Annotated in this window: 14 protein-coding genes and 1 pseudogene; 6 read left to right on the forward strand and 9 right to left on the reverse strand. The window is 60.8% G+C overall.

Translation table 11 applies throughout. The annotated features are described in order from the left end of the window. Positions 1 to 32 precede the first annotated feature (32 nt). On the reverse strand, positions 33 to 2,066 hold the full coding sequence (locus BJG93_RS32020; protein ID WP_051374191.1) for a two-partner secretion domain-containing protein: 2,034 nt from the start codon (positions 2,064 to 2,066) through the stop codon (positions 33 to 35). Positions 2,067 to 2,309: 243 nt separating this feature from the next. Between BJG93_RS32020 and BJG93_RS32025 the strand changes: the two genes are divergently transcribed. Then, positions 2,310 to 2,489, forward strand: coding sequence for a hypothetical protein (locus tag BJG93_RS32025; RefSeq protein ID WP_154671692.1), 180 nt, complete (start codon positions 2,310 to 2,312; stop codon positions 2,487 to 2,489). Positions 2,490 to 2,588: 99 nt separating this feature from the next. Here BJG93_RS32025 and BJG93_RS32030 read toward each other — a convergent pair whose 3' ends face one another. The 5 genes and pseudogenes from BJG93_RS32030 to BJG93_RS32050 all read right to left on the reverse strand — a co-directional run bounded on the left by BJG93_RS32030 (position 2,589) and on the right by BJG93_RS32050 (position 6,823). After that, positions 2,589 to 3,023: a hypothetical protein gene (locus tag BJG93_RS32030; protein ID WP_154671693.1), complete on the reverse strand. Its 435-nt coding sequence runs from the start codon at positions 3,021 to 3,023 to the stop codon at positions 2,589 to 2,591. Between the two features lie 818 nt (positions 3,024 to 3,841). Beyond that, positions 3,842 to 4,647 (reverse strand): annotated as a pseudogene (locus tag BJG93_RS32035) (IS5 family transposase). A 420-nt stretch (positions 4,648 to 5,067) separates the two neighbouring features. Next, positions 5,068 to 5,370, reverse strand: a complete 303-nt coding sequence (locus tag BJG93_RS32040) for a hypothetical protein (protein ID WP_027194485.1) — start codon at positions 5,368 to 5,370, stop codon at positions 5,068 to 5,070. 413 nt (positions 5,371 to 5,783) lie between these two features. Further along, positions 5,784 to 6,464, reverse strand: coding sequence for a VENN motif pre-toxin domain-containing protein (locus BJG93_RS32045; protein WP_027194486.1), 681 nt, complete (start codon positions 6,462 to 6,464; stop codon positions 5,784 to 5,786). A 116-nt stretch (positions 6,465 to 6,580) separates the two neighbouring features. Next, the gene (locus BJG93_RS32050) at positions 6,581 to 6,823 is read right to left on the reverse strand and encodes a hypothetical protein (protein WP_027194487.1); all 243 of its coding nucleotides are present in this window, start codon (positions 6,821 to 6,823) and stop codon (positions 6,581 to 6,583) included. Between the two features lie 47 nt (positions 6,824 to 6,870). On the opposite strand from BJG93_RS32050, the gene BJG93_RS32055 reads away from it, so the two are divergent. Next, positions 6,871 to 7,365 (forward strand): hypothetical protein, encoded by a 495-nt coding sequence (locus tag BJG93_RS32055; protein WP_154671694.1) that lies wholly within the window; start codon positions 6,871 to 6,873, stop codon positions 7,363 to 7,365. A 146-nt stretch (positions 7,366 to 7,511) separates the two neighbouring features. Here BJG93_RS32055 and BJG93_RS32060 read toward each other — a convergent pair whose 3' ends face one another. Then, entirely contained in the window at positions 7,512 to 8,003 is a 492-nt protein-coding gene (locus tag BJG93_RS32060) for a hypothetical protein (RefSeq protein WP_034477457.1), read from the reverse strand. Positions 8,004 to 8,005: 2 nt separating this feature from the next. Beyond that, entirely contained in the window at positions 8,006 to 15,550 is a 7,545-nt protein-coding gene (locus tag BJG93_RS32065; protein WP_231337633.1) for a two-partner secretion domain-containing protein, read from the reverse strand. 793 nt (positions 15,551 to 16,343) lie between these two features. On the opposite strand from BJG93_RS32065, the gene BJG93_RS32070 reads away from it, so the two are divergent. Together BJG93_RS32070 and BJG93_RS32075 are read left to right on the forward strand one after the other, a co-directional pair. Next, complete coding sequence (locus BJG93_RS32070) at positions 16,344 to 16,730, forward strand: VOC family protein (RefSeq protein WP_027194489.1); 387 nt, start codon at positions 16,344 to 16,346, stop codon at positions 16,728 to 16,730. A 62-nt stretch (positions 16,731 to 16,792) separates the two neighbouring features. Further along, complete coding sequence (locus BJG93_RS32075) at positions 16,793 to 16,906, forward strand: hypothetical protein (RefSeq protein WP_407675363.1); 114 nt, start codon at positions 16,793 to 16,795, stop codon at positions 16,904 to 16,906. Here the strand turns inward: BJG93_RS32075 and BJG93_RS32080 are convergent. Beyond that, positions 16,901 to 17,833 (reverse strand): LysR family transcriptional regulator, encoded by a 933-nt coding sequence (locus tag BJG93_RS32080; RefSeq protein ID WP_027194490.1) that lies wholly within the window; start codon positions 17,831 to 17,833, stop codon positions 16,901 to 16,903. The genes BJG93_RS32075 and BJG93_RS32080 overlap by 6 nt on opposite strands. A 215-nt stretch (positions 17,834 to 18,048) precedes the next feature. Here BJG93_RS32080 and BJG93_RS32085 point away from each other — a divergent pair, with 215 nt between their 5' ends. Together BJG93_RS32085 and BJG93_RS32090 are read left to right on the forward strand one after the other, a co-directional pair. After that, positions 18,049 to 18,822 carry a putative hydro-lyase gene (locus tag BJG93_RS32085; RefSeq protein WP_027194491.1) on the forward strand — a complete coding sequence of 258 codons (774 nt, stop codon included), beginning with the start codon at positions 18,049 to 18,051 and terminating at the stop codon, positions 18,820 to 18,822. Between the two features lie 136 nt (positions 18,823 to 18,958). Continuing rightward, positions 18,959 to 20,266, forward strand: coding sequence for an MFS transporter (locus BJG93_RS32090; RefSeq protein ID WP_027194492.1), 1,308 nt, complete (start codon positions 18,959 to 18,961; stop codon positions 20,264 to 20,266). The last annotated feature ends 48 nt before the right edge of the window (positions 20,267 to 20,314 follow it).

The following is a 20,314-nucleotide window of genomic DNA, read 5'->3' on the forward strand; positions in this document are numbered from 1 at the left end:
GCTCTTGCGGACGCGGAGTGGAGACCTGCGCATCAGTAGCCGATCCACGTCGTCAGACCCAGATGTTGGCCAATCTGCACAGGGGTGGTCGACGGTGCGCGCGCGGTCGTGATCGTGCCGGTGGCGCTCACGCCCTTCACGCCGTTGATAGAACCACCGTCGATGACCGCATCGCCGGTCAAATGCACAGCGCCGTCGGCGCTGAAACCGCCGCCGACGTCGCTCGCGATGATCTGCGCCCACGTGCTGCCGAAGAACGCCTTGAAGCCGTGATCCTGATTGATCGCCGAATAGCCGGTGACCCCCTGTGCGTAGGTGACGGGCGCGGTGACGTCGATATCGCCTATCGCGAACACGTTGCCGCCGAGATTGCGCGCGACGTTGCCTGCGGTGATCGACAGACCGGCGCCGGACTGGATCGTGCCGCCGTAGGGCATGACGTCGCTCGATGCGCTCGAGTGGCAGAAGATCCAGCAGCTGCGCGAATAGCTTGCCTGGCCGGAGAACACCGCGCCGTTGGTAAAGGTGTCTTTCGCGCTGATGTTGATCCGGCCGTCATTCGACTGGATGATGCCGCCCGAGTTAGTCACGTTGTTGCCGGAGATCTTCACTGCGCCCGAGGTCGATGCGATGTACGCGAGTTGCGTCGGGTCATTGACGGTACCGTAGTCGACGTCGAAGCCGCTTGTCGCGTGCGTGAAGAACAGGAAGCTGCCGCCGGTGTGTGAGTAGGCAACGGGCGTGCCGTCGTTGACGCCGCTCGTGTGATCGATGACGTTCTGTATGCCGCCTTGCGCGGTGAGCGTTACGTCCTGGTTCGAGAGAATCCGGGCGTTGTCGTTTGTGATGTCGCCTTGCGCTGTCAGCGAAGTCGTGCCGTTCGCAGCGAAGATGATGCCGAGATTCGCAGGGGTGGAGCGGTTCGTGATGTTGCCGTTCGCGGTGAGTGTGACGTTGCCGCCGGTGGCGCTGCCATCTGCGGCGATCGCGCCCGCCTGGATGACGCTGCCGGTGTTCGTAATGTCGCCGGTGCTGGTCAGGTTGACGGAACCCGCGAGCGCGCTCAGCGTCGATGGGCCGGTGGCATCGTCGTTCAATGCGATCGTGCCGGCGTTCACCGTCACGTCGTGCGCCGCGCTCATCTGCGCGCCGTGCAGCGACACGGTGCCGGGCGTCGTGATCGCGATGTCGTGTTCGGCCTTGATCGAACCGTCCGCAGCCATCACGTCGCCGTTCGTCGTGACAACGACATCGCCCGCGCTCGCGTAGATGTTGCCGAGGCTGCGTACGCCCGCCCCTTGATCGGTGACAATGAGCTGCACGCGGCCCGCGGTAAGACCGCCCGCCCGGGTGATGTCGACCGCATAACCCGCCCCCGGCACGCGGGGCGAACTCAGGAAAACGAGCCAGTCGTGGCCGTTGTCGGATGGCGAGAAGCCGGTGTTCCACGTCGTCGTGCTGTTGCCGGTAATCGCGCGGATACCACCGGTCGAACTCGAATAGTCGTTCGTGACCGGGCCGTTGACCGCGAGCTGCTTCGAGACGAGGTCAAGGTTGATGAGCGTGCCCGTAAGACCGCCCCCGCCGATGGTGATCGCACCGCCGTTCGTCGTCAGCACGACGTCGCGCTGGATCTGCCCCGGCGCGAGTGTGATGTCGCTGAAGCTGACCTGACCGGTGGAGAGCACGACGTGGCCCGCGTTGATGAAGCTGCCGCCATCGACGGTCACGCCGTTCGGATTCGCCAGGATAACGTTAGCGCGAGGGCCCAGCACATTGACCGCCCCCTGGATCAGCGAGGGGTTCGTGCTCGTCACCTGGTTCACGATGGTGCGAGCGTTGATGCCCGTGTTATTCAGGTCCGCGCCTGCAGACGATACGTTAAACGAACGGTATGTGTTGTTCGATACCCCGCCCACTGGCGGCGCGATGGCAACTGTCTGGTGACCGTTTGCAGCAGTCAAAACGCCTGTCGCGGTGCCACCGTCTGCGACGATCCCCGCGGCATATGAGCCCGGGAGCGCCAGCGCAAGCGCAATCCCGACGCACAACGGTTTCAACGCCATTGAGCCGCTTAAGCCGCGCTCGGACTTTCCTTCCTTAGTTTTTCTCATTTTGATTTCGTCAGAAGCGAGCATCAGCACTGAATCCACCCAAACCGCCCCCGCTATTCGCAAAGCCGGCACAACCGAACATCCCGGATGCCGCGGTCAGCAAAGAAACTGCTGGGGCAGTTACGATTAGTCGCAGTAAAGATTTCATTCGGCTCGTACTCTGGCAGTTCGAGCCGGCAGCCGACCCGGAGTCCCATGCAGAGGTTGCAGCCCGAGCTGTCGGGTTCCAAAATGAACACAAAAAAATCCCATAGCGAACGCGCCGACTCCAATCCCGAACGACAGCCAAAAATAAACGTTCATGTCAAACATCTCGAACGCCCTGCCCAAACCGAGCATTCCAACGGCAAAAAAGACATTCCCCGCATTGATTGAACCAACGCACCATGTTCGACCAAATTTCATTTAAATCTTATTCCAGTAAGTTCGTCACCCTAAAAATAGAATTCTCTACATGCCATTGGCCACCCTTGATCATGCAGGTACGGCGCGGATAGCAGACAGGCCTACATGGCGATCTGGTCCATGGAGTTCGTCAGGCGCCGCAACGAATACAAACTGCGACATAAGACAGATCAGGAAGCCGAGCAACAGAGCCGTTCGCCTGGTCGAGAAGAACGCGCTTTTGCCGTGAACATGTCGAGCGTATTCCCCTGCTCGAGCAATAAAGTACGTGCCCAGCACCTTGCCCGGAGCAGGTTCGTCTATCAGATGCCCACTTCCCTGAATGAATCGGGCAAGCAAACCTGCGCCAACGAATGCCGTTGCGACATGCACGTAGGTAATAAAGCCAGGCTGAACAACCCCGTCGTAGTCTTTGCAGAACATCAAATTAACACACGCAGAAATCGCTGCAATTATGAAACAGCAGAGACCCGTGATAGCCCATGATTTTTGAAATTTCGTCACCGTCCAACCTCAACTCGTTCGATTGGGCAAAACATACACAAAGGCGCGACAGCCATATCGTTCTGTTGTTGCGCACGAGTTGCCTACGCTTGTCAACGCGACACCTGCTCATTCTGGAATCGAATGGTCTCGCCCGATCAAACACAATTCTTTTGCAGTCGGTACGTTATCCCGCCAAATAACCATGCGACCTCGCATTGGCAAACGACCTGATGCCATCCTGCTTTCCGGATTTTTTGCCCCGACGCACTTTCCCGGCGCACGCGCGAGCTTCGTTAAAGAGCAATGCGCAGCAGCCCCCGCGCGCGGATGCACGAAGTCTAACCGCGCTGCACTGGTCAAACTGTCAAGGTTTGTGAAGCCGCCTGGCGGCTGCGGCTAAAGGAGAGGCGCTGGCTGCGCAGGCTGGACTGCCGGAGCCGGCTTGTACGAATGGGCGGTATGGGGATGGCGAGCTTACCCGCCGCTTTCCTCGCCCGTCTCGTCATCGAGCGCCGCCAGCAGGTCGGTCGCCGTAGCGGGCGGCCCGTCTTCGACGTCGATGGGGTTCGGCGTCGATCTTGTGAGCCGCGCCGGATGCGTCGCTGTGTGGATGTCCTTCAGCGCCCGGAGCTCACCCGCATAGAGCCGCTGAGCAGCGACGTCGCCGCAACGATCGTCGCAGGCTGACCCTGATCGGTGACGCCCTGGCCGTCCGTCACCGCCGTGGCCATCGAGTTCGCCGTCGCAGCCGACACGGCCCCGCGAACGCCACCGCCTGCGCGTCCAGTTCCCCAGGCAGCGGAACTCGCGCGCCCTAACGCCGCATCTAGAGCGTGTTAGGCACTTTTGTTAAGGGCTGCAAAGTGGACAAGCATAAGCACCGAGAATACGACGAAGTGCAAACCAGCCAGGGTTTCGGGCAATCGCTCATAGTCTCTGGCCAGCCGGCGGAAGCGGTTGAGCCAGCCAAAGCTGCGTTCGACCACCCAGCGACGCGGCAGCAACACGAAGCCCTTTTTCGCCTCCGGCAGCTTGATGACCTGAAGCTCGATCCCTTCGTCGAGGGCCGCCTGCGCAGGTTCTTCGCCGGTATATCCCTGATCGGCGAACGCCACCCTGACCGTCTGGCCCGTGGCCTGCTGAACTTGGCGGGCCAGTTCTCCGACCTGCGCGCGTTTCTGTTCGTTGGCCGGCGTAACGTGTACAGCTAGCAATTGCCCCAACGTATCAACCGCCATGTGGACCTTGCTGCCACGTTTGCTTCTGTAGCCGTCGTAACCGGCGCGAGGCCCACTCTCGCAAGTCGACTGCAGGGTCCGCCCGTCGAGAATGACTGCGCTGGGTTGACCTCGACGGTCCTGCGCAACCCGGATGATCGAACGCAGGTCGCTCACCATGGCCTCGAAACAGCCTGCCTGAATCCACCGTTGCGTCTGTTGGTAGACCAACTCCCACGGCGGAAAGTCGTTGGGCAACAACCGCCACGGCGCGCCCGCGCGCACGATCCAGCGCAGCGCGTTGAACATCTCGCGCAATTCGTAGCGGCGCTGCGGTGTGTCTTTGCTCATCAAGGTCAGATACGAGCAGCGAAATACCACCCATCATCCAACACATCCGTTGGATAGAGCCTGCGTTTTTTCATCCCGCCAGGATACCAGGTCTGGCGCGACGTTCCTAACACGCTCTAGCGCCCGTTTCTGGGTCGATAGTAGTGATCTTGGTGACCTTGGCACTGCTCATCAACCCGGGAAATCAGCCGTTTCACAAACGTTGCCATGCCAGAGATTCGAGCCGATAACCGCGCGAACTGATCCCGATGCCCCTGCCGCGTACTGCGCGGAAATATGCCATGCTTTCACCACCGCTGGATTCGATGCATCCCACGCTCGCATTTGGATTCCGTTTTGCGCAATCAACATTTGGAGCGTCGTGCGGTCGTTCAGTGGAGCGATTTGGGCTGCAATATCGTGGCCGCCAACTCCGTTAGTTCGCCCTGACCAGAAGAATGCCGTGTTCGTTTAGGTCGCGACGGGATTGCTGTTCGGGGCAACTCATTCAAGCCCTAAATAGCACCAGATTGCTTGAGGCGTTCCGAAATGTCTCCGAGCCGACGTAATGCGACCCAAGGGTCCGAGGCAAGCTCCTGGGGATCGACATCCAGCAGATGAGCATACCCATCCGCCACCTTTCCTAACGTTCCCTCGACAACAAGCGTAAGTTCTTGTTCACTCGCACAGTCGTTCAAGATATTCCGCAACGCGGAATAAAAGGCGGCGTTGTATTGGGAAAGGTTAGCGAGCCGCTTTCTTTCCCAGTTCGATGCCAGCCAATCGAGATCCGCTCTCAACTCAGGGCTTAGCTTCATAATCCATATCCTCAATTCAATTTCGGGCCGATCGTAACTGGCGGATTGCTACCGTATCTCGCCCCACCGGGTACAAATACCTGCCACCCACCCCCGGTCTGAACTCCGTTCCAATTCTGCGGGGCGACGATGCCCTCTGACACGGGAATCGGACGGTTAATCGTCGCCACGTTGAGCGCCGTTGCAGGATTGCTCGGTGGCAATGCCAGTGTATTCGTCACCTGCCCCGGCGTTTGACCTGCAGTCCCCGGAGTAAGAAACTGTCCGGACGCCGGGTTAGCAGAGCCACCAGAGTATGCTCCAAAGGTTTCTCCGGGCAGAGCGTTGCGGACATAGATTGGCCCCTGAAACGAACTTACGAAACTATCGATCTGGCTTCGCGGCAGCCCCATCTGTTGCAGATATTGCGCTGCCTAGTCGGATGTAATTTGATACCGTGATGTCGGTGCGCCGGGAGCAAGCGAAGGGCTCGCCGGAACACCCTCTATGGTTGAACCGTTGGGCAACGAAAACGAGACCAAATTGTTCGGGGCCCGACTGCCAAGTCCAGTAATTCCATCAACCGCGCCAGAGACGTCCAATGGCGAGATTGCGGCAAACATGGTCGCCCACGTCGAGGAGCCCGACGAAGCTAACATTGCCTGATATTGATTCTGTTGGGCGACCGCGTTGGAAACGCTGTTCCAGTTCGACGTTGCGATGGACTTCGCACTGGAAGCCTGATTCGCCAGCGACTCCATGAACTGCGTGCATTTCGTGCCGCCCTGCCAGGCCGCCTCGATGTCGGCTTCGCTCACTCCGCCCGATTGCATCGCGTCGTATTGCACCTGCTGGCAGTCGGACGTGCTGTTGCAGTTCTGTGCAGCCTGTTGCTGCTGCGTGGAAATCGACTGGTAGTTCGCAACTGTCTGGCTGACGCACGACGTATCCCCCTGCGCACACCCCTTCAGCGTCGTCAGCAGGCTTTGCACCTGCCAGTGATTCAGGTAATTGTTCAGCGTCTCATTCTCTGCCGCCGTTGCCGCGCCCTGTGCGTTGTAGCCCAGCGCACCGGCAAGACCGCCACCGGCCAGCATCGAAATCGCCACCAGCATCGCAGGCGGCGTAAGCTCAACGACATCAATCAGACCGCCACGATAAAGCCATCATTCCGGCATCGTCGCCTTCGACCCGTGCAGGCGCTGTGCGCACCAACGCAGCGGTGATTCACTCAGGCGTGGCCGGGAGACACTGGCGTATCGGCTTCGTCAAGCTTCCCCTCATCCCAGGCCACGTCGATCTCCTTGCCGTACTTCACCGCCCGTTTGATATGCGCGCGCAAACGCTGCTTTTCTGCTTTCTCGTCCACACCCTGCCAGGCAGGCGACATCGCCGACGATGCAATCGAACTGGCCGCCAGGATACCCGTCTTGTGCAGCAGATCCGTCAGTTGCTCGATGCGGTACAGCAGCACCTCATGCTTGCGATCAAACGGCCCGATACCCTCCGATACCAGGGCGCGTGCCGCGCGCTTGGCGTCGTTTTCAGCGCTCCGGCCAGCTTCGCCAGTTGCTTACAATCGTCGTGTTCAAGACGGATGTGGATCGACTTGTCTCGCATCAGGGCCTCTTCGGTAAGCGGGATGTGCAACACCTCTGGTTGCAAATAGTACCAACCCGCAAACCCTTTCTCCATCAGGCTTTCACGCAAGGCCCTGATCTTCGGCGTGAGCTGCTACACTTTTTCACGACACCACCGCAAACCCAATACCAGCGCTGGTTTTCCGGGTTTTTGAACGCGCTTTGGCGGGTGCGTAATGTGTGTACTCTTCAAGAGGGGATTTCGATGGCGGACCACGGCGACCAATCGAACAATTTGGAGGCCGCACCGGCCGACCCGCAATACGACGCACATCGCGCTATTGCCGCCGAATGGCTACGGCGCGCGATCGACGGAATTAAGGAAATGCACGAGAACGAGGACGCCCGCAAGGAAGTCGCGCAAAGGCTATTTTAGCCATCTCGTGCTGAACGCCCGATCAACGGCGAGTTGCTGGAACCGAGCAACAGCGCCGCAATGCTCCCTGATGCCATAAAGAACAAACCCGGCCGAAGCCGGGTCTGTCATTCACGCTCGCTGCTTGGCAACAGCCGTCAAGGCAACTACCCTCTCACAGGCAGTTCAAACGAGAAACTGGAACCCTCGGTCGTTTTCCCGATGATTTCGGAAGAAGTAATCGTATAACTTTCAATGACGCCTTCAGTTACAAATTTCCAGAGCTCGCTTCCGGTTGGCGCAATGCCAACAAACCCCATCTCATCTCGAACAATAAGCGAATCACCAGCATAGATGAATTCGTGAAACACCAAAGGCATGCGGTAGGAGAAATACTGGGCACCGACCGATAAGTCATAGCCGACCAAACATTCGTTGGCTCCCACAAGCATACGGTGGCCTACGAGCACGGCCTGCGGCACTAGCCCTATGTTCGCATAGCCAATGTTCAGATGTCCGCCTCCCGGCGTTTGAAAGTATCCCCACGTATTCGCATCAGAGGTCAACAGCGTTCCCACAACCTTCTCTCCGAAAGCGCCGGCTTCCATGTCACTGCGAGAATCGCAGGGTACCCACTTCAGAATGTCAAATCCAGTCATGGTCACTTAGCCATAATGGTGAGTACTTTCCCATTTAACTCAACAAACTGAATCTTGGAACCCGTACCGGTTACGCCTGGCAAATAGAATTCCCGAAGGTTACTACCAGGCACCGTGCCCGGGCCGACAATGGTTGATGGGTCATTGTAGGCTTGGTTAAACAACTGCGTCACTTCAGCACGATTTGCGGGAGTATCTGCAATTCCGATTCTGCTTGCGTTTCCAGCTGCTCTAGCTGCGTTATATGCGTTCGACGAATCAATATTGCTGTTGAACAGAAAGTCCAACTTGCGCCCGTTAGCACCGAACGTCAGTTCACTCGCAGTGCTTGTGGCAACTGATTCGGCGAACGCCGAAGAAGCAAGAGTGCCAAGTCCGAACGTGCCGTAAAGCTCACCCAGCGCACCAAGCGCCGAATTATTGTATTGGAAATACGGCACGTAATCCGGCATCCCCGGCAGCGAGAAGGTTGCCGCGTTCAGCGCCGTATTCCCGATACCCGCGAGCACATCGGTCCCGGCCGCCGACTCCATCGCCGGAACGTCGGCTCCCGAATTGAGTGCATTGCTGACGTTGTTCGCAACCGCCGTAAGCCATTTCCCGCAGGAGTTGTGCTCGCAGAAATTGTTCAGCGTCTCGTTCTGTGCTGCTGTCACTGCGCCCTGAACATTTAGCCCAAGCGCGCCCGCGACACTTCCACTAACCAGCGTTTCGACCGCAGCCAGGGCAGCAGGCGAGAGGTTGCCACTGCTGTTAATGATTGGGTTCAATCCGGCCGACACCGCCCCGCCAACCGCCCCACCTGCGCACCCGGTCCCAAGCGCCGCCGAACTGGCACAACCCAGCGCCGCATGCGCGAGATCGTAGCCAACCGAACCCTGCGCAAGAATGGAAGACGGATCCGCACCCGCCGTACCGATCGCATTTGCCCCAACCGCAGCAACGTCGGCGACGACGTTATTCTTCAGCGCCGTCAGAAAGCTGCCGCCCTGAATCGCCGTCGAAATCCCCGCATTCACGACACTCTGCTCGCCGATCTGCAGCGCCGTGTCGCCAAGATTGGCGAGCGTCACCGCCGGATCGGACGACACAATGTTCGTGCCGAGCGAGCTGAACGAATCGAACCCCAGCCCCGCGTCGACGCCCGCGGTAACTACCGCGACCCCCATGGATTCAAGGACTTTCGCAAAACTGAATGCCTGCCCGCTGTTCAGCTGCGACATCGAACTCGCGAGCATCGCGCCCACAGCCGCTCCGACACCGACCGAGGCAGCGATACTGATGGTGCTGATCACCACCATCATGAACGCGTTATCGAACGCCGACGGCTGGTACATCACAGTCGTCGTCAGAGTGTCGCTGACGGTGCTTTGCGTGAAGTTGCCACCCAGCCGGTTCTGCAGACTGGCCAGCAGGGCCTGCGTCCCTGCCGTATCCATGCTGCCGTCCGCATTGACCTGCCGCAGCGCGCCACCAATCTGGTTGATCGTCTGCGCGTTCAGATCATAGTTTGCGGCCGACATGAAGCCGCCCTGCTGCACGACCGTGCCCGTCGTCTGGGTAATGCTGCCGTCGAGCTCGGTCTGATACTGGTAGATCGTGCCGACGTTCACGGACCGTTCTTCGTTCGTCAGCGTGCCGGTGTTGACCGTCAGGTTCTGCGCGTTGACCGTCCCGGTATTGAGGATGCTGTCGGCGTAGTTGAGCGTTACGTTCGTACCGCTGATCTCCCCATCCGCGTTCACTGCCGCATGGTTCTGCGGCAGCAGCACTTCCGGCATCAACGCCTGCACGGTCGGGCACGCGCCGCTGCCGGTGACCGTGCAGCCCGGCTCGGGCACGGTTTCCTCGACATACCAGAGCATCGGCTCGTTCACGAGCGCCAGCTGCGCCGCGCTCAGCTGCGTGCCCAGCGCGACATTGTTCTGCTCCGCGTACTGGAGCGCCGCGCCATAAAGCGCCCGCGTGTCCTGGTTGTTAATCGACGCCTGGCTGACGCTGTCCGTCGCGCTGGTCGTGCTGTAGAAGCTCGCCTTGCCGGTCGCCTGTAGCGCCGCTTGCTCGACCTGCTGCGCCTGGGTGTACGGATCGTAGTAGAACTGCGTGGTATCTGGCTGCAGGCTCGCCGGCAGCGCGGCCAGCAGCGCTGCCGGAGACAGGTCACCCGACACCAGCGAGGCGGGATTGTTGACGAGATACGAAGGCGTTGATGCCGCGCCTCCGGCAACTGTCTGTACTGGCTGGACAATCGGTTTGCCGACCGTCCGCACACCCACCGGCACACCGGCCGGAACACCCGCCGAACCCGTCACCGAAACCGGCTGGCCGTTCGAGTTCGTGACCTGCCCCGCCGCATTGACGGTCGTGGCCGCGCTGCCAGGCACCGCAGGCGGCCCAAGCGTGATTACCTGCCCGGAAATCGCGGGAGGCGGTGTGTAGACGTTCGGATTCGTCAGGCCGTTCACCAGTTGCGCACCAGACAGCGCGACGGTCTGGCCGATCACATTGCCAGTGTTGCCCAGGTTCGGCGCATTCACCGAAAGCGTGTTACCTGCCTGAATCGTGGCCGGCACGAAGTCGGGCAGGCCTACTGCGGACGGCAGCCCCGCGGGGTCCTGAATGTCGGCCGACGAATACGCGCTGCCATACAGCGTCGCACATCGCGCCGGGTTCCCCGCACAGCCCCACGTATTGCTCACCAGGTTCGCATGCCAGTACGCATTCAGGTACTGGTTGTTACTTGATGCGCTGCTGGCCGCACTGATCGTCACGTTGTTCAGCGCGGTAACGAGACTGCCGCTGTTGCTGAATACCCCCGCCTGCAGATTGACGTCGTGGTTGGCAGCGATCGTCGCAGGGTTGGCCGACTGCACATCGACGTATGCCTCGCAGTCCTGGCCGCAACCCGCGAACGGCGTCGAGCTGCCGTAGTTCTGATGAACCTGCGCGGGTGCCGCGATCGTGTTCGTGAGCGTCGCCGCATTGATATTGACGTCATTGCCCGCATCAATGGCACCGGAGGTATTCGTTACGCTCCCGGCTTGGGTCGGGGACGTCGCCGTGGTGCCCGCACCACCGATTACCACGTTATGAGCCGCCACCAGATTGCCGTACGTATTGTTGACGGTACCGGCGGCGATCACGATGTCGTGGCCCGCCGTGACGTTGCTGTTGATCTGCTGGTACGCGTATGTCTGCGAATTCGGATTCGAAGTCGAGGCCGCTGTGCAACCGGTAAACCCAGATGCGCAACCCGACACGGTCGTCATCGTGCCGGTATTCGTACCCTGGTTCGTCAAGCTATTCGCTGTGATACTGACGTCGTTGCTGGCCGCGAGCGTGCCGGCATTCGTCAGATCGCCGCCCGACAGGCTCAGGTTATGACCCGCGACGATCTGCCCGGCGGCGCCCTGGACGGTAGCAGAGGAGGACGTAGAGAGCGGGAGCACCGTTCCGGGTGCGGCAAGCGTGATGCCGGATGGATCGATACAGTCGCCCGCCATGCCGAACGGACAGCCGTTCAGACCATTCGGGCCGTTGAAAGTGTTCCACAGCGATATCGTCGACGGCGCCTGCGCCAGGAAGCTGTTGATCGAGGCCACGCCAATCGTATCGGTCACTGTCGAGGTGGACACCGAACTGCCGTTGTTCAGCGACTGGACGTTGATACTGGCGTCGTTGCCGGCACTGACCGTTCCGCCCTGATTGTTCAGGCTCGCCGCGCTGATGCTGACGTTGTGGCCTGCAGCGATGATGGATGTACCGCCTGCGGTGCCTCCCGTGGTCGTGGTCGTCTCGATCGCCGTGGGTAACGCGACGGTAATCGTCGAGATGGCCTGCGAAGCATTGTCCGCGGTCTTGACGAACCAGAGATTCTGGATGATCGGAGTGCCGTTGTTGTCGGTACCCGTGACCGTCGGAACTTCCACGAACGTGACCGTGTTGCCGTTCGTGACGGGCGGGCTGACATTGCTCGACCGCCATCCCGATTTCGGTCCCAGAATCGCGTCAATCGACGTCGGATCGGCGACGCCGTCGACCGAAAGCGCGTCAGCCAGCGTGACCTGATTTTTTCCCAGACCGTAGACATTGCAGCAGAAGCGGTTGCCGTTGCTCCCCCACGAGACTGCCTCGTCGATCGTATCGGAGCCGACGATAAGCCCCATGGCAAGCCCGGGGTTGTCCACTGTCGTGGTGGTCGTAGTCGTCGTGCCGGTTCCCGCCGACGAATTGATGACATCAGCTGCCGTGATCGCCAGGTCGTTGGTCGCCGTTAGCGTGCCGCCAGCATTGGTGAGATTTCCGGACAGATTGACGTTGATGTTGCCACCGCCGGCGACGCTGCCGCTATTGCCGGCCTGCGTCACGCCGTTCGAGTTGTCATAGGTCGATCCGCTGATGTTCAATGTGTTGACCGCTTCGACTGTCCCCGCATTGGTGCCCGAGCCGTTCAGCGTGAACGCGTCGTTCGCCTGCACGGTGGCGCCTGCCTGATTCGCAAGCGAGCCGTTGATGGTCAGATTGTTGGCGGTAACGGTTCCGGTGTTCGACACCGCGCCATCGAGGCTCAGCGTGCCGGCGCCCTGATTGATCGCGCCGGTGTTGTTGATGCCCTGCGCCGCGGTTACCGCTACTGCCGTGCCGGGTAGTGTCCATGTCCCCGAGTTGTTGACGGACTGTACGGCCAGATTGAACGCGTTACCGCCGTTGAGTGTGCCGAAGGACGCCGCTGATGGGTCGATCGCCATGTTCGGCAGATTCACCGTCAGGTTGTTCTGCGCGAGGATCTGGCCGCTGATATTAGTGAAGTCGCCGTTGCCGCCATTGACGTTGACCGTCACGTCGCCGACCGGAGAGGTCTGGTTATTGACGTCACCGGCAAAGATCAATCCGTTGCTGTTGTTAAGTGAATTCGTTGTCAGCGTCAGTGCATTCGTCGCGAGCAGGCCGCCTGTATTGGTCGTGCTGCCCGAAACGTTCAGCGTGTTCGTCGGACCGTAGATCGACCCGCTGTTGCTCAGGTCGGTTGCGTTGACCGTCATCGTCTGCAGCGACGACAGCGAACCCTGATTCGTTACCGTCGTGCCCGACACGGTCAGGTTGCCCGCCGCCATCTGCTTGCCGACGTTCGTCACCGTCCCGCCGGCGAGCGTTGCGTCACCCTGATACGCAGCGGTGCCACCTGTCGTGACGCTGTTCGTTCCTGTCGCGTTGTAGGTACCGCCGATTACCGCATTGGCGGTCGTCACGTTCGCGCCGGAAAGCGTCGCGTTGCCGTTGACGGTGAGCGCCGGAGCATTGGCGTCGAATGCCGCGTTCAACTGGCCAGCTGAAGTGTCGAGACTGTTCTGCGCGACAGCCGTCAGGTTGCCGCCTACCGACAACCCTTGCGTCGTGATGTCCGTTCCGGTCAGCGCCGCATCGCCCGAGACGGTGGTCTGAGCGTTCAGCGCAAGGCTTTGTCCCGCGTTCAGCTTCGCATTGCCTGCAGCCTGCACCGCTGACGACGCGGTGAGTTTGCCGCCTTGAGCATTGATGTTCAGGTTGCCGAGCGTCTGGATGCCGCCGGTACCGATGACATCGGTACCGGCGGTCACGATCATGTCACCCCCCGAGAGCGCATTGCCGTTGAGCGTCGCGCTGCCGTTGGTCGCCGTCAAGGTTTCGGTGCCGACCGCAGTGGTTGCGCCAACCGACAGGTTCCGTGCCGCCGTCGCGGCCACGTTGTGACCGGTCTGAATCGCACCGCCCAGCGACAGGTCACGGCCGGCCGTCAGTGTGGTGTCGTTGGCCACGCTGAGGGCGACGCCCTGTGTGCCACTGCCCGTTAGGTCGCGCCCGGCGCTCACTGTCGCGTTGCCGGTGCCGTCGACTTCGAGGCCACCATCAAGGGTCACGTCGCGCGTTGCCGTGATCACGCTGCTCTGGCCGCTATGAACGAGGCCCGCCACCGAGACATCCTGTCCGGCAGTCACGGAAAGTTCGCCGGGGGTCGCTAGCGCACCGCTGATCGTGACGCTCCCGGCATCTGCTACCAGCGTCGCATTGCCCTGACTGGAAACCGTGCCGCCAAGACTTACGCCTTGCTGACCGGTCACGGCCAGTCGACCGTCCGTGACAACTGCCCCGGTGGTCGTTGCCGTGCCTGTCTGTGCCGTGAGCGAAACGTCACCGACACCCTGGACCGAACCATTGACGGTTGCGTTCCGGCCGCCGGTGAGCGCCACGGTACTACCGCCCTGCACTGCCCCGTTGACAGTCAGATCCTGGCCCGCTACGGCCGTGATGGAGCCTGGCGCCGCGATGGCCGAATTGAGCGTCAGATTGCCGTTGGTCGCTTCGAGGTCGAGCGAACTGGCGGACACCGAGCCCAACGACATCGAGCCCCCTGCGATAAGGGTCGCACTACCATTGGCCGCCACTGACGATGAGTTCAGGTTTCCGCCTGCCTTCAGCGATACATTCTGTCCGGCCGAGACGGGACCTGTCGCATTGATATCGCCATTCGCCGTGACCGTGTAGTTCTGATTGGCGAGACCATTGCCCGACACCGTCGTGGTGCCCGCGCTCGTGAGATTGACGTTCTGGTTCGCGAACGTCGAGCCGACATTGATATCGCCAGTCGAGCTGACGACCACATTGCCAGCGGTCGCCGTGAGCGCGCCCTGCGTATTCACACCCATGCCGGCCGCAGTCGACACGATGAACACCTGCCCGCTCGTGACCGAACCGAACTGGTTCGCGTCGATGGCAACACCGCCGTTGCCGATCGCAGCGGCCGTATTGACGGAGCCGTTCGATGCCGTGCCGTAGCTGGTGCCGTTGGAATCCGTCGCGGTCGGCGTGACGAGCTGATTACCAGCGATGAGGTTGACGCGCCGGTCTGCCTGCAGCGGCGCGTTGACGGAAACCGTCTGGCCGATAAGATCGATGTTGCCCACGGTGCCCGCAATACCGGCGCCGGGTCCGTTCACCCCTGGCGGCCCATTGATCGAAATGTTGCCCGAATTCACGCTATATGCGAGCGCGCCGGCGTTCGCGAAATCCGTCGACGTACCGCCTACGCCGGTCAGGAACTGCACCGTGCCGGTAGCCAGCACCAGTCCAGGCATGTTCGTTAGCGCCATGCCGTTGACTGAAATACCATTGGGGTTGCTTATGATCACCGTTGCTGGATTGCCAAAAACCTCCAATGGCCCCAGTAAGGAAGAGGCCGGTCCCGTAGACGTGACCTGGTTGATGATCGTCGTGGCCGTACGGCCCGCGAGATTCGGGTTCGCGCCGAGTGTGCCACCGAGCAGCGGCGTTCCACCGATCAGGCTGTTGTTCAGCACGAGACCCTGACTGTCGATGTTGAACGACTGGTAGCTGTTCAAACTCAACCCGTTCGAGTTCGGCGCTGTGATATTGACAACGGGGACCCCGGTGCTCGTCTGCGTGATGGTCGGCTGGAACGGGAGCGGGGCACGCGGATCGACGATCGGTGCTGCCTGCGCGGTCGCCTCGGCCAGCAGCAAAGCGGGCGCGAAATACATGACGAACGCCATGATCCACGCCGTCACGCGCATCCAACGCGGACGCGGCGAGCCGTCGGCACAGGATGACACAGCGAAACGGCGCTCAATCAATGCGCCGAAGCGCGCAAGATCGCGTTGCAACAAGCGCGCTGCAAGAAGGCGAGAGCTGATCCCCATATTCGCTTCTAATTCGTAGTCGTTTCTGGATTTAGATCTGGATTTTCTGATTACAGCGTCCGACTCCCTTGAACATCGCACCGAATCATGTCGAGGCCGAAATTATCATGGCGTTGCTGCGATGGGAATAGCGCAATCCTGGAATTAACGATTGTTCACATATCATGCGCAAGCAAATAATTGTTAATTCGATGCGAGTGAATTTGATACTTGAATTGAATTGACCGACAAGCCGCACAGCTTTACCAGAAACGCGTGGTCTCACAAAGATTCAGAATCCATGTTCGAAGTGCGCCATGTTTAAAATGTTTTAAATCAGTCTCGTGGCATATCAAACTGCCCTATGCCGATTCGTTCTTGAGCGATCGGTTTAGCAGGGATATCCGAGTTGAACATCGGCAGTGAAAAACAGACAGGCGAAGTGATGACTATCGAACCGGAGCGAGCAGTATCACAAGTCGCACTATATGCCGCTTGTTCCGATTCTCGTTAAACGTGCTGGACTTTACGCCGATAAGTGCTATCACAGTACACAGAAGACGTGACTGACACTGCACACCGCAGCACACCCGCTAGCTTCTGTCGCTCGTGCGAGGGGGTTTCAAGCCGGTGGTCTTTGCATAACGACTGGTTACTGAGCACACGCATGCCCGCGCAACTGAATCACACCATCGTATGGTCGTCCAATCCGGCTGAGTCCGCACGGTTCCTGACCGAGATGTTGGGCCTGCCACCTCCAGTCCGGTTCGGCCCTTTGCACGTCGTGGAACTGGACAACGGCGCTTCGCTCGACTTCGCCAAGACCGAGGAGACGATTCAGTCACAGCATTACGCCTTCTTGATTGGGGAAGACGATTTCGATGCTGTCCTTGCCCATATACGCGAGAAGGCCCTGGAACACTGGGCTGACCCGTCGCAACGCCGCGCCGGCCAGATCAACCATAACGACGGCGGTCGGGGCGTTTACTTCCGTGGTCCGGATGGACACTTCCTCGAAGTGATTACGCGGCCCTACGGCTCAACCGCAGGCTGATACAAGAAACGGGAGATGCCGACCACGCGCGTCGCTGCGCTACCGCATGGGGTAGCAAATTCATCGAAGTCGGAGAGAAGGGGCATCTCAATGCAGATAGCGACTTGGGCGACTGGCCCGAAGGGCTCAGACTGCTCCTTTTGTTGGACCAGGATCGACGAAGCCGAGCGCTATAGCCGCTCGATCAAACGCCGGTCTCCCTGCTCGCAGTATTCATGACACGCCGCGCGTGCCGCGTTCGCGGCGCCGTGCACAAAAAGCGGCGCATCCGCGCGTCGGGACATCGACACCACGATGGACGGCGGCGAGGGCTGCAGCGGCAGTTCGACCACCTCGCCTCGCGCGATCAGATCGTCGACGAACAGACGCGGAATGGCCGCCACGCCGAAGCCATCGCGCACGAGTTGCACGATCACCGAAATCGACGGTGAACCCGTAATGCGCGTATCAGCCAGCGGCACGCCGTTGGCGAGCGCGAGCTTGCTGACGATGTCCTCCAGTGCGCGATGAGGCGCCGTGCCGCGCCCGAATGTAAGGATCGGATGACGCAGCACGCGCTTCGCGAGTCCGCTGCGCGAAGGCGGTAGCAGTCCCGCCCGCGCAATCCAGTGCACCGGATAATTCGCGAGCGCATCGCATACGATCGATTCCTCGTCGCTGCCTTCCACGCGAATGATGAGGTCGAGTTCGCCCGCCATCAGACGCCGCTGCAGCACCACGCTCACGTCCACCGCAAGCTCCACTTCGAGCTGCGGATAGTCCTTCGAGAGCCGCCGCATATAGTCGGCAAGCCAGCTATGCACGACCGTCTCGATCACGCCGAGTCGCAGCTTGCCGCGCATCGCGCCTTCATGTGACGCGGCGGCCTGCAACTGGCGCGTCGCCTCGACCACGGCCTTTGCGTAGCCGAGCAGATATTCGCCGTTTGGCGTGAGCCGAAATTCGCGGCTCTCGCGATCGACGAGCACGGTATGCAATTCGTCCTCCAGTGCCTTCAGGCGCTGCGAGATCGCGGCCGGCGTGGCGTGAAGGGCGCTCGCCGTCGTGCGGAAACTGCGCAGCTTGGCAAGCGTGACGAAGGTTTCGAGGAAGCGTGTATTCATCGGTCAAGGTGGGCGAGGCAACGGGAGCAAACCGCTCCAAAAATCTCAACGTGACTCGGGAAAACCCGCGATTCCGTTAAGAAATTCTATTCACTTCGCGCAAGGAAAACTAGCTGGCGTCATATTTTCTTCTTTTCTATGCTTCGCCTGACGGTAGGCAAAACGCCTCGCCCGCCGCGCACAAACCGATACAACCGCCAGAACACGCTGAGACCATGACTCCATTCGAATTCCGCCAGGCCGTCCGTCACCGCGACTTCCGTGGCCCGACGGCCGGCCATTGCGGCGACTACGCGCAAGCCAATCTCGCGATCCTGCCCGCTGCGCACGCGCACGATTTCCTGCGCTTTTGCCATGCGAACCCGAAGCCATGTCCGCTGCTCGGCGTGGGCGAGCCTGGCGACTTCCGCGTACCGATGCTGGGGCGCGACATCGACATCCGCACCGACGTGCCCGCGTACAACGTCTATCGCGACGGCAACCTGAGCGAGCGCGTCGAATCGATCGAAGCGCTCTGGCAGGACGATTTCGTTGTGTTCGCGATTGGCTGTTCGTTCTCGTTCGAGCACATGCTCGCGAAGGAAGGCATCGGCCTGCGTCACGTCGAAGAAGGCTGCAACGTGCCGATGTACCGCACCGACATCCGCAACCAGCGGGCGGGCGTGTTCGGTGGCGAACTCGTCGTGTCGATGCGGCCGCTGCGCGGCGCCGACGCGATCCGTGCGGTGCAGATCACGAGCCGCTTTCCGGGCGTGCATGGCGCGCCCGTGCACATCGGCGATCCGGCGGAGCTCGGCATCGTCGATCTCGCGCGCCCCGAGTTCGGCGACGCGGTGACGATCCGCGCGGGCGAGCTGCCTGTCTACTGGGCTTGCGGCGTGACGCCGCAAACGGCACTGATGGCCGCGAAGCTGCCGCTCGCGGTTGCGCACGCGCCGGGCCACATGCTGATGACGGATATCACCAACGCGTCGCTGGCTATTTTTTGACCGGCCCGCCGTCGCGCAACAAGCGATTCACAGCACCTTGAAGCCATCTGGCCGCGCGGCCCGGCGGGAATGACGCATCCCTACGTTTATGCGTGACTTCGATCGTTACCCATGCGTCTATCCATAGGAGCAGAAGATGGACAGCAAGACACTCACGGCGGGCGTCGACGATGCCGCCGACATGAAGTCAAGAACGGGGAGCCCGCAGCTTTCCTGGTATGCCGAAGCCGGTCCGCGCGGGCGTCGCGCGTTCTGGAGTTGCAAGGTCGGCTACATGCTCGACGGCATGGACACGCAGATGCTTTCCTTCGTCATCCCGACGCTCGTCGCGACCTGGGGCATCTCGCTCGCGGACGCCGGCTTCATCGGCACGTTGACGCTGCTGTCGTCTGCGCTGGGCGGGTGGATTGCCGGCATTCTTTCCGACCGCATCGGCCGTGTGCGTACGTTGCAGCTCACCGTCTTGTGGTTCGCCGTGTTCACCGGCCTATGCGGCCTCGCGCAGAACTACGGCCAGTTGCTCGCGGCTCGCGCGTTGATGGGCTTCGGCTTCGGCGGCGAGTGGACGGCGGGTGCGGTGCTGATCGGCGAAGTGATCCGCGCGCGCGACCGCGGCAAGGCGGTCGGTCTCGTGCAGTCGGGCTGGGCGCTCGGCTGGGGCATGGCGGCCCTGCTCTACGCGGTGCTGTTCTCCGTGATGGTGCCTGAAATCGCCTGGCGCGCCTTGTTCCTGATCGGACTCGTCCCTGCCCTGCTCGTGCTCGTGATCCGCCGCTATGTGAAGGAACCGGAAGTATTCGCACAGGCCAAGATTCAGCAGCAGGACACTCGAGACACGCCGCGCTTCACCGAGATCTTCTCTCCCAAGCTGCTTTCGACGACACTGCGCGCCGCACTGCTGACGACGGGCGCACAGGGCGGCTACTACGCGATCACGACGTGGCTGCCGACTTTCCTCAAGACCGAACGTCATCTCAGCGTGATGGGCACCGGCGGCTATCTGGCGATGATCATCGCGGGCTCGTACGCGGGCTATCTGTGCAGCGCCTGGCTCACGGACCGCATCGGCCGCAAGCCGAACTTCATTTTGTTCGCGCTGGGCTCGATGGCGATTGCCTTCACGTACACCTCGTTGCCGCTCACGAATGCATCGATGCTGTGGCTCGGCTTTCCGCTCGGCTTTTTCGCGTCCGGCATTTTTTCTGGCATGGGCGCGTTCCTCACCGAACTGTTTCCGACCCGTGTGCGCGGCTCGGGCCAGGGGTTTTGCTACAACGTCGGCCGCGCGATCGGGGCGCTATTTCCAGTGCTGATCGGCGTGCTGTCGAGCCGTTTTGGCCTGGGCACGAGCATCGGGATTTTCGCCGTGGCCGCGTATGGCGTGCTGATCATCGCCGCGCTGACGCTGCCCGAGACGCGCGGCCGCGAACTCGAATCGGCCTGATTTCATCTTGCGCACACCCATACCACTTTCGCATCACGACCACGACAC

The organism is Paraburkholderia sprentiae WSM5005, from assembly GCF_001865575.2.
Taxonomy (GTDB): domain Bacteria; phylum Pseudomonadota; class Gammaproteobacteria; order Burkholderiales; family Burkholderiaceae; genus Paraburkholderia; species Paraburkholderia sprentiae.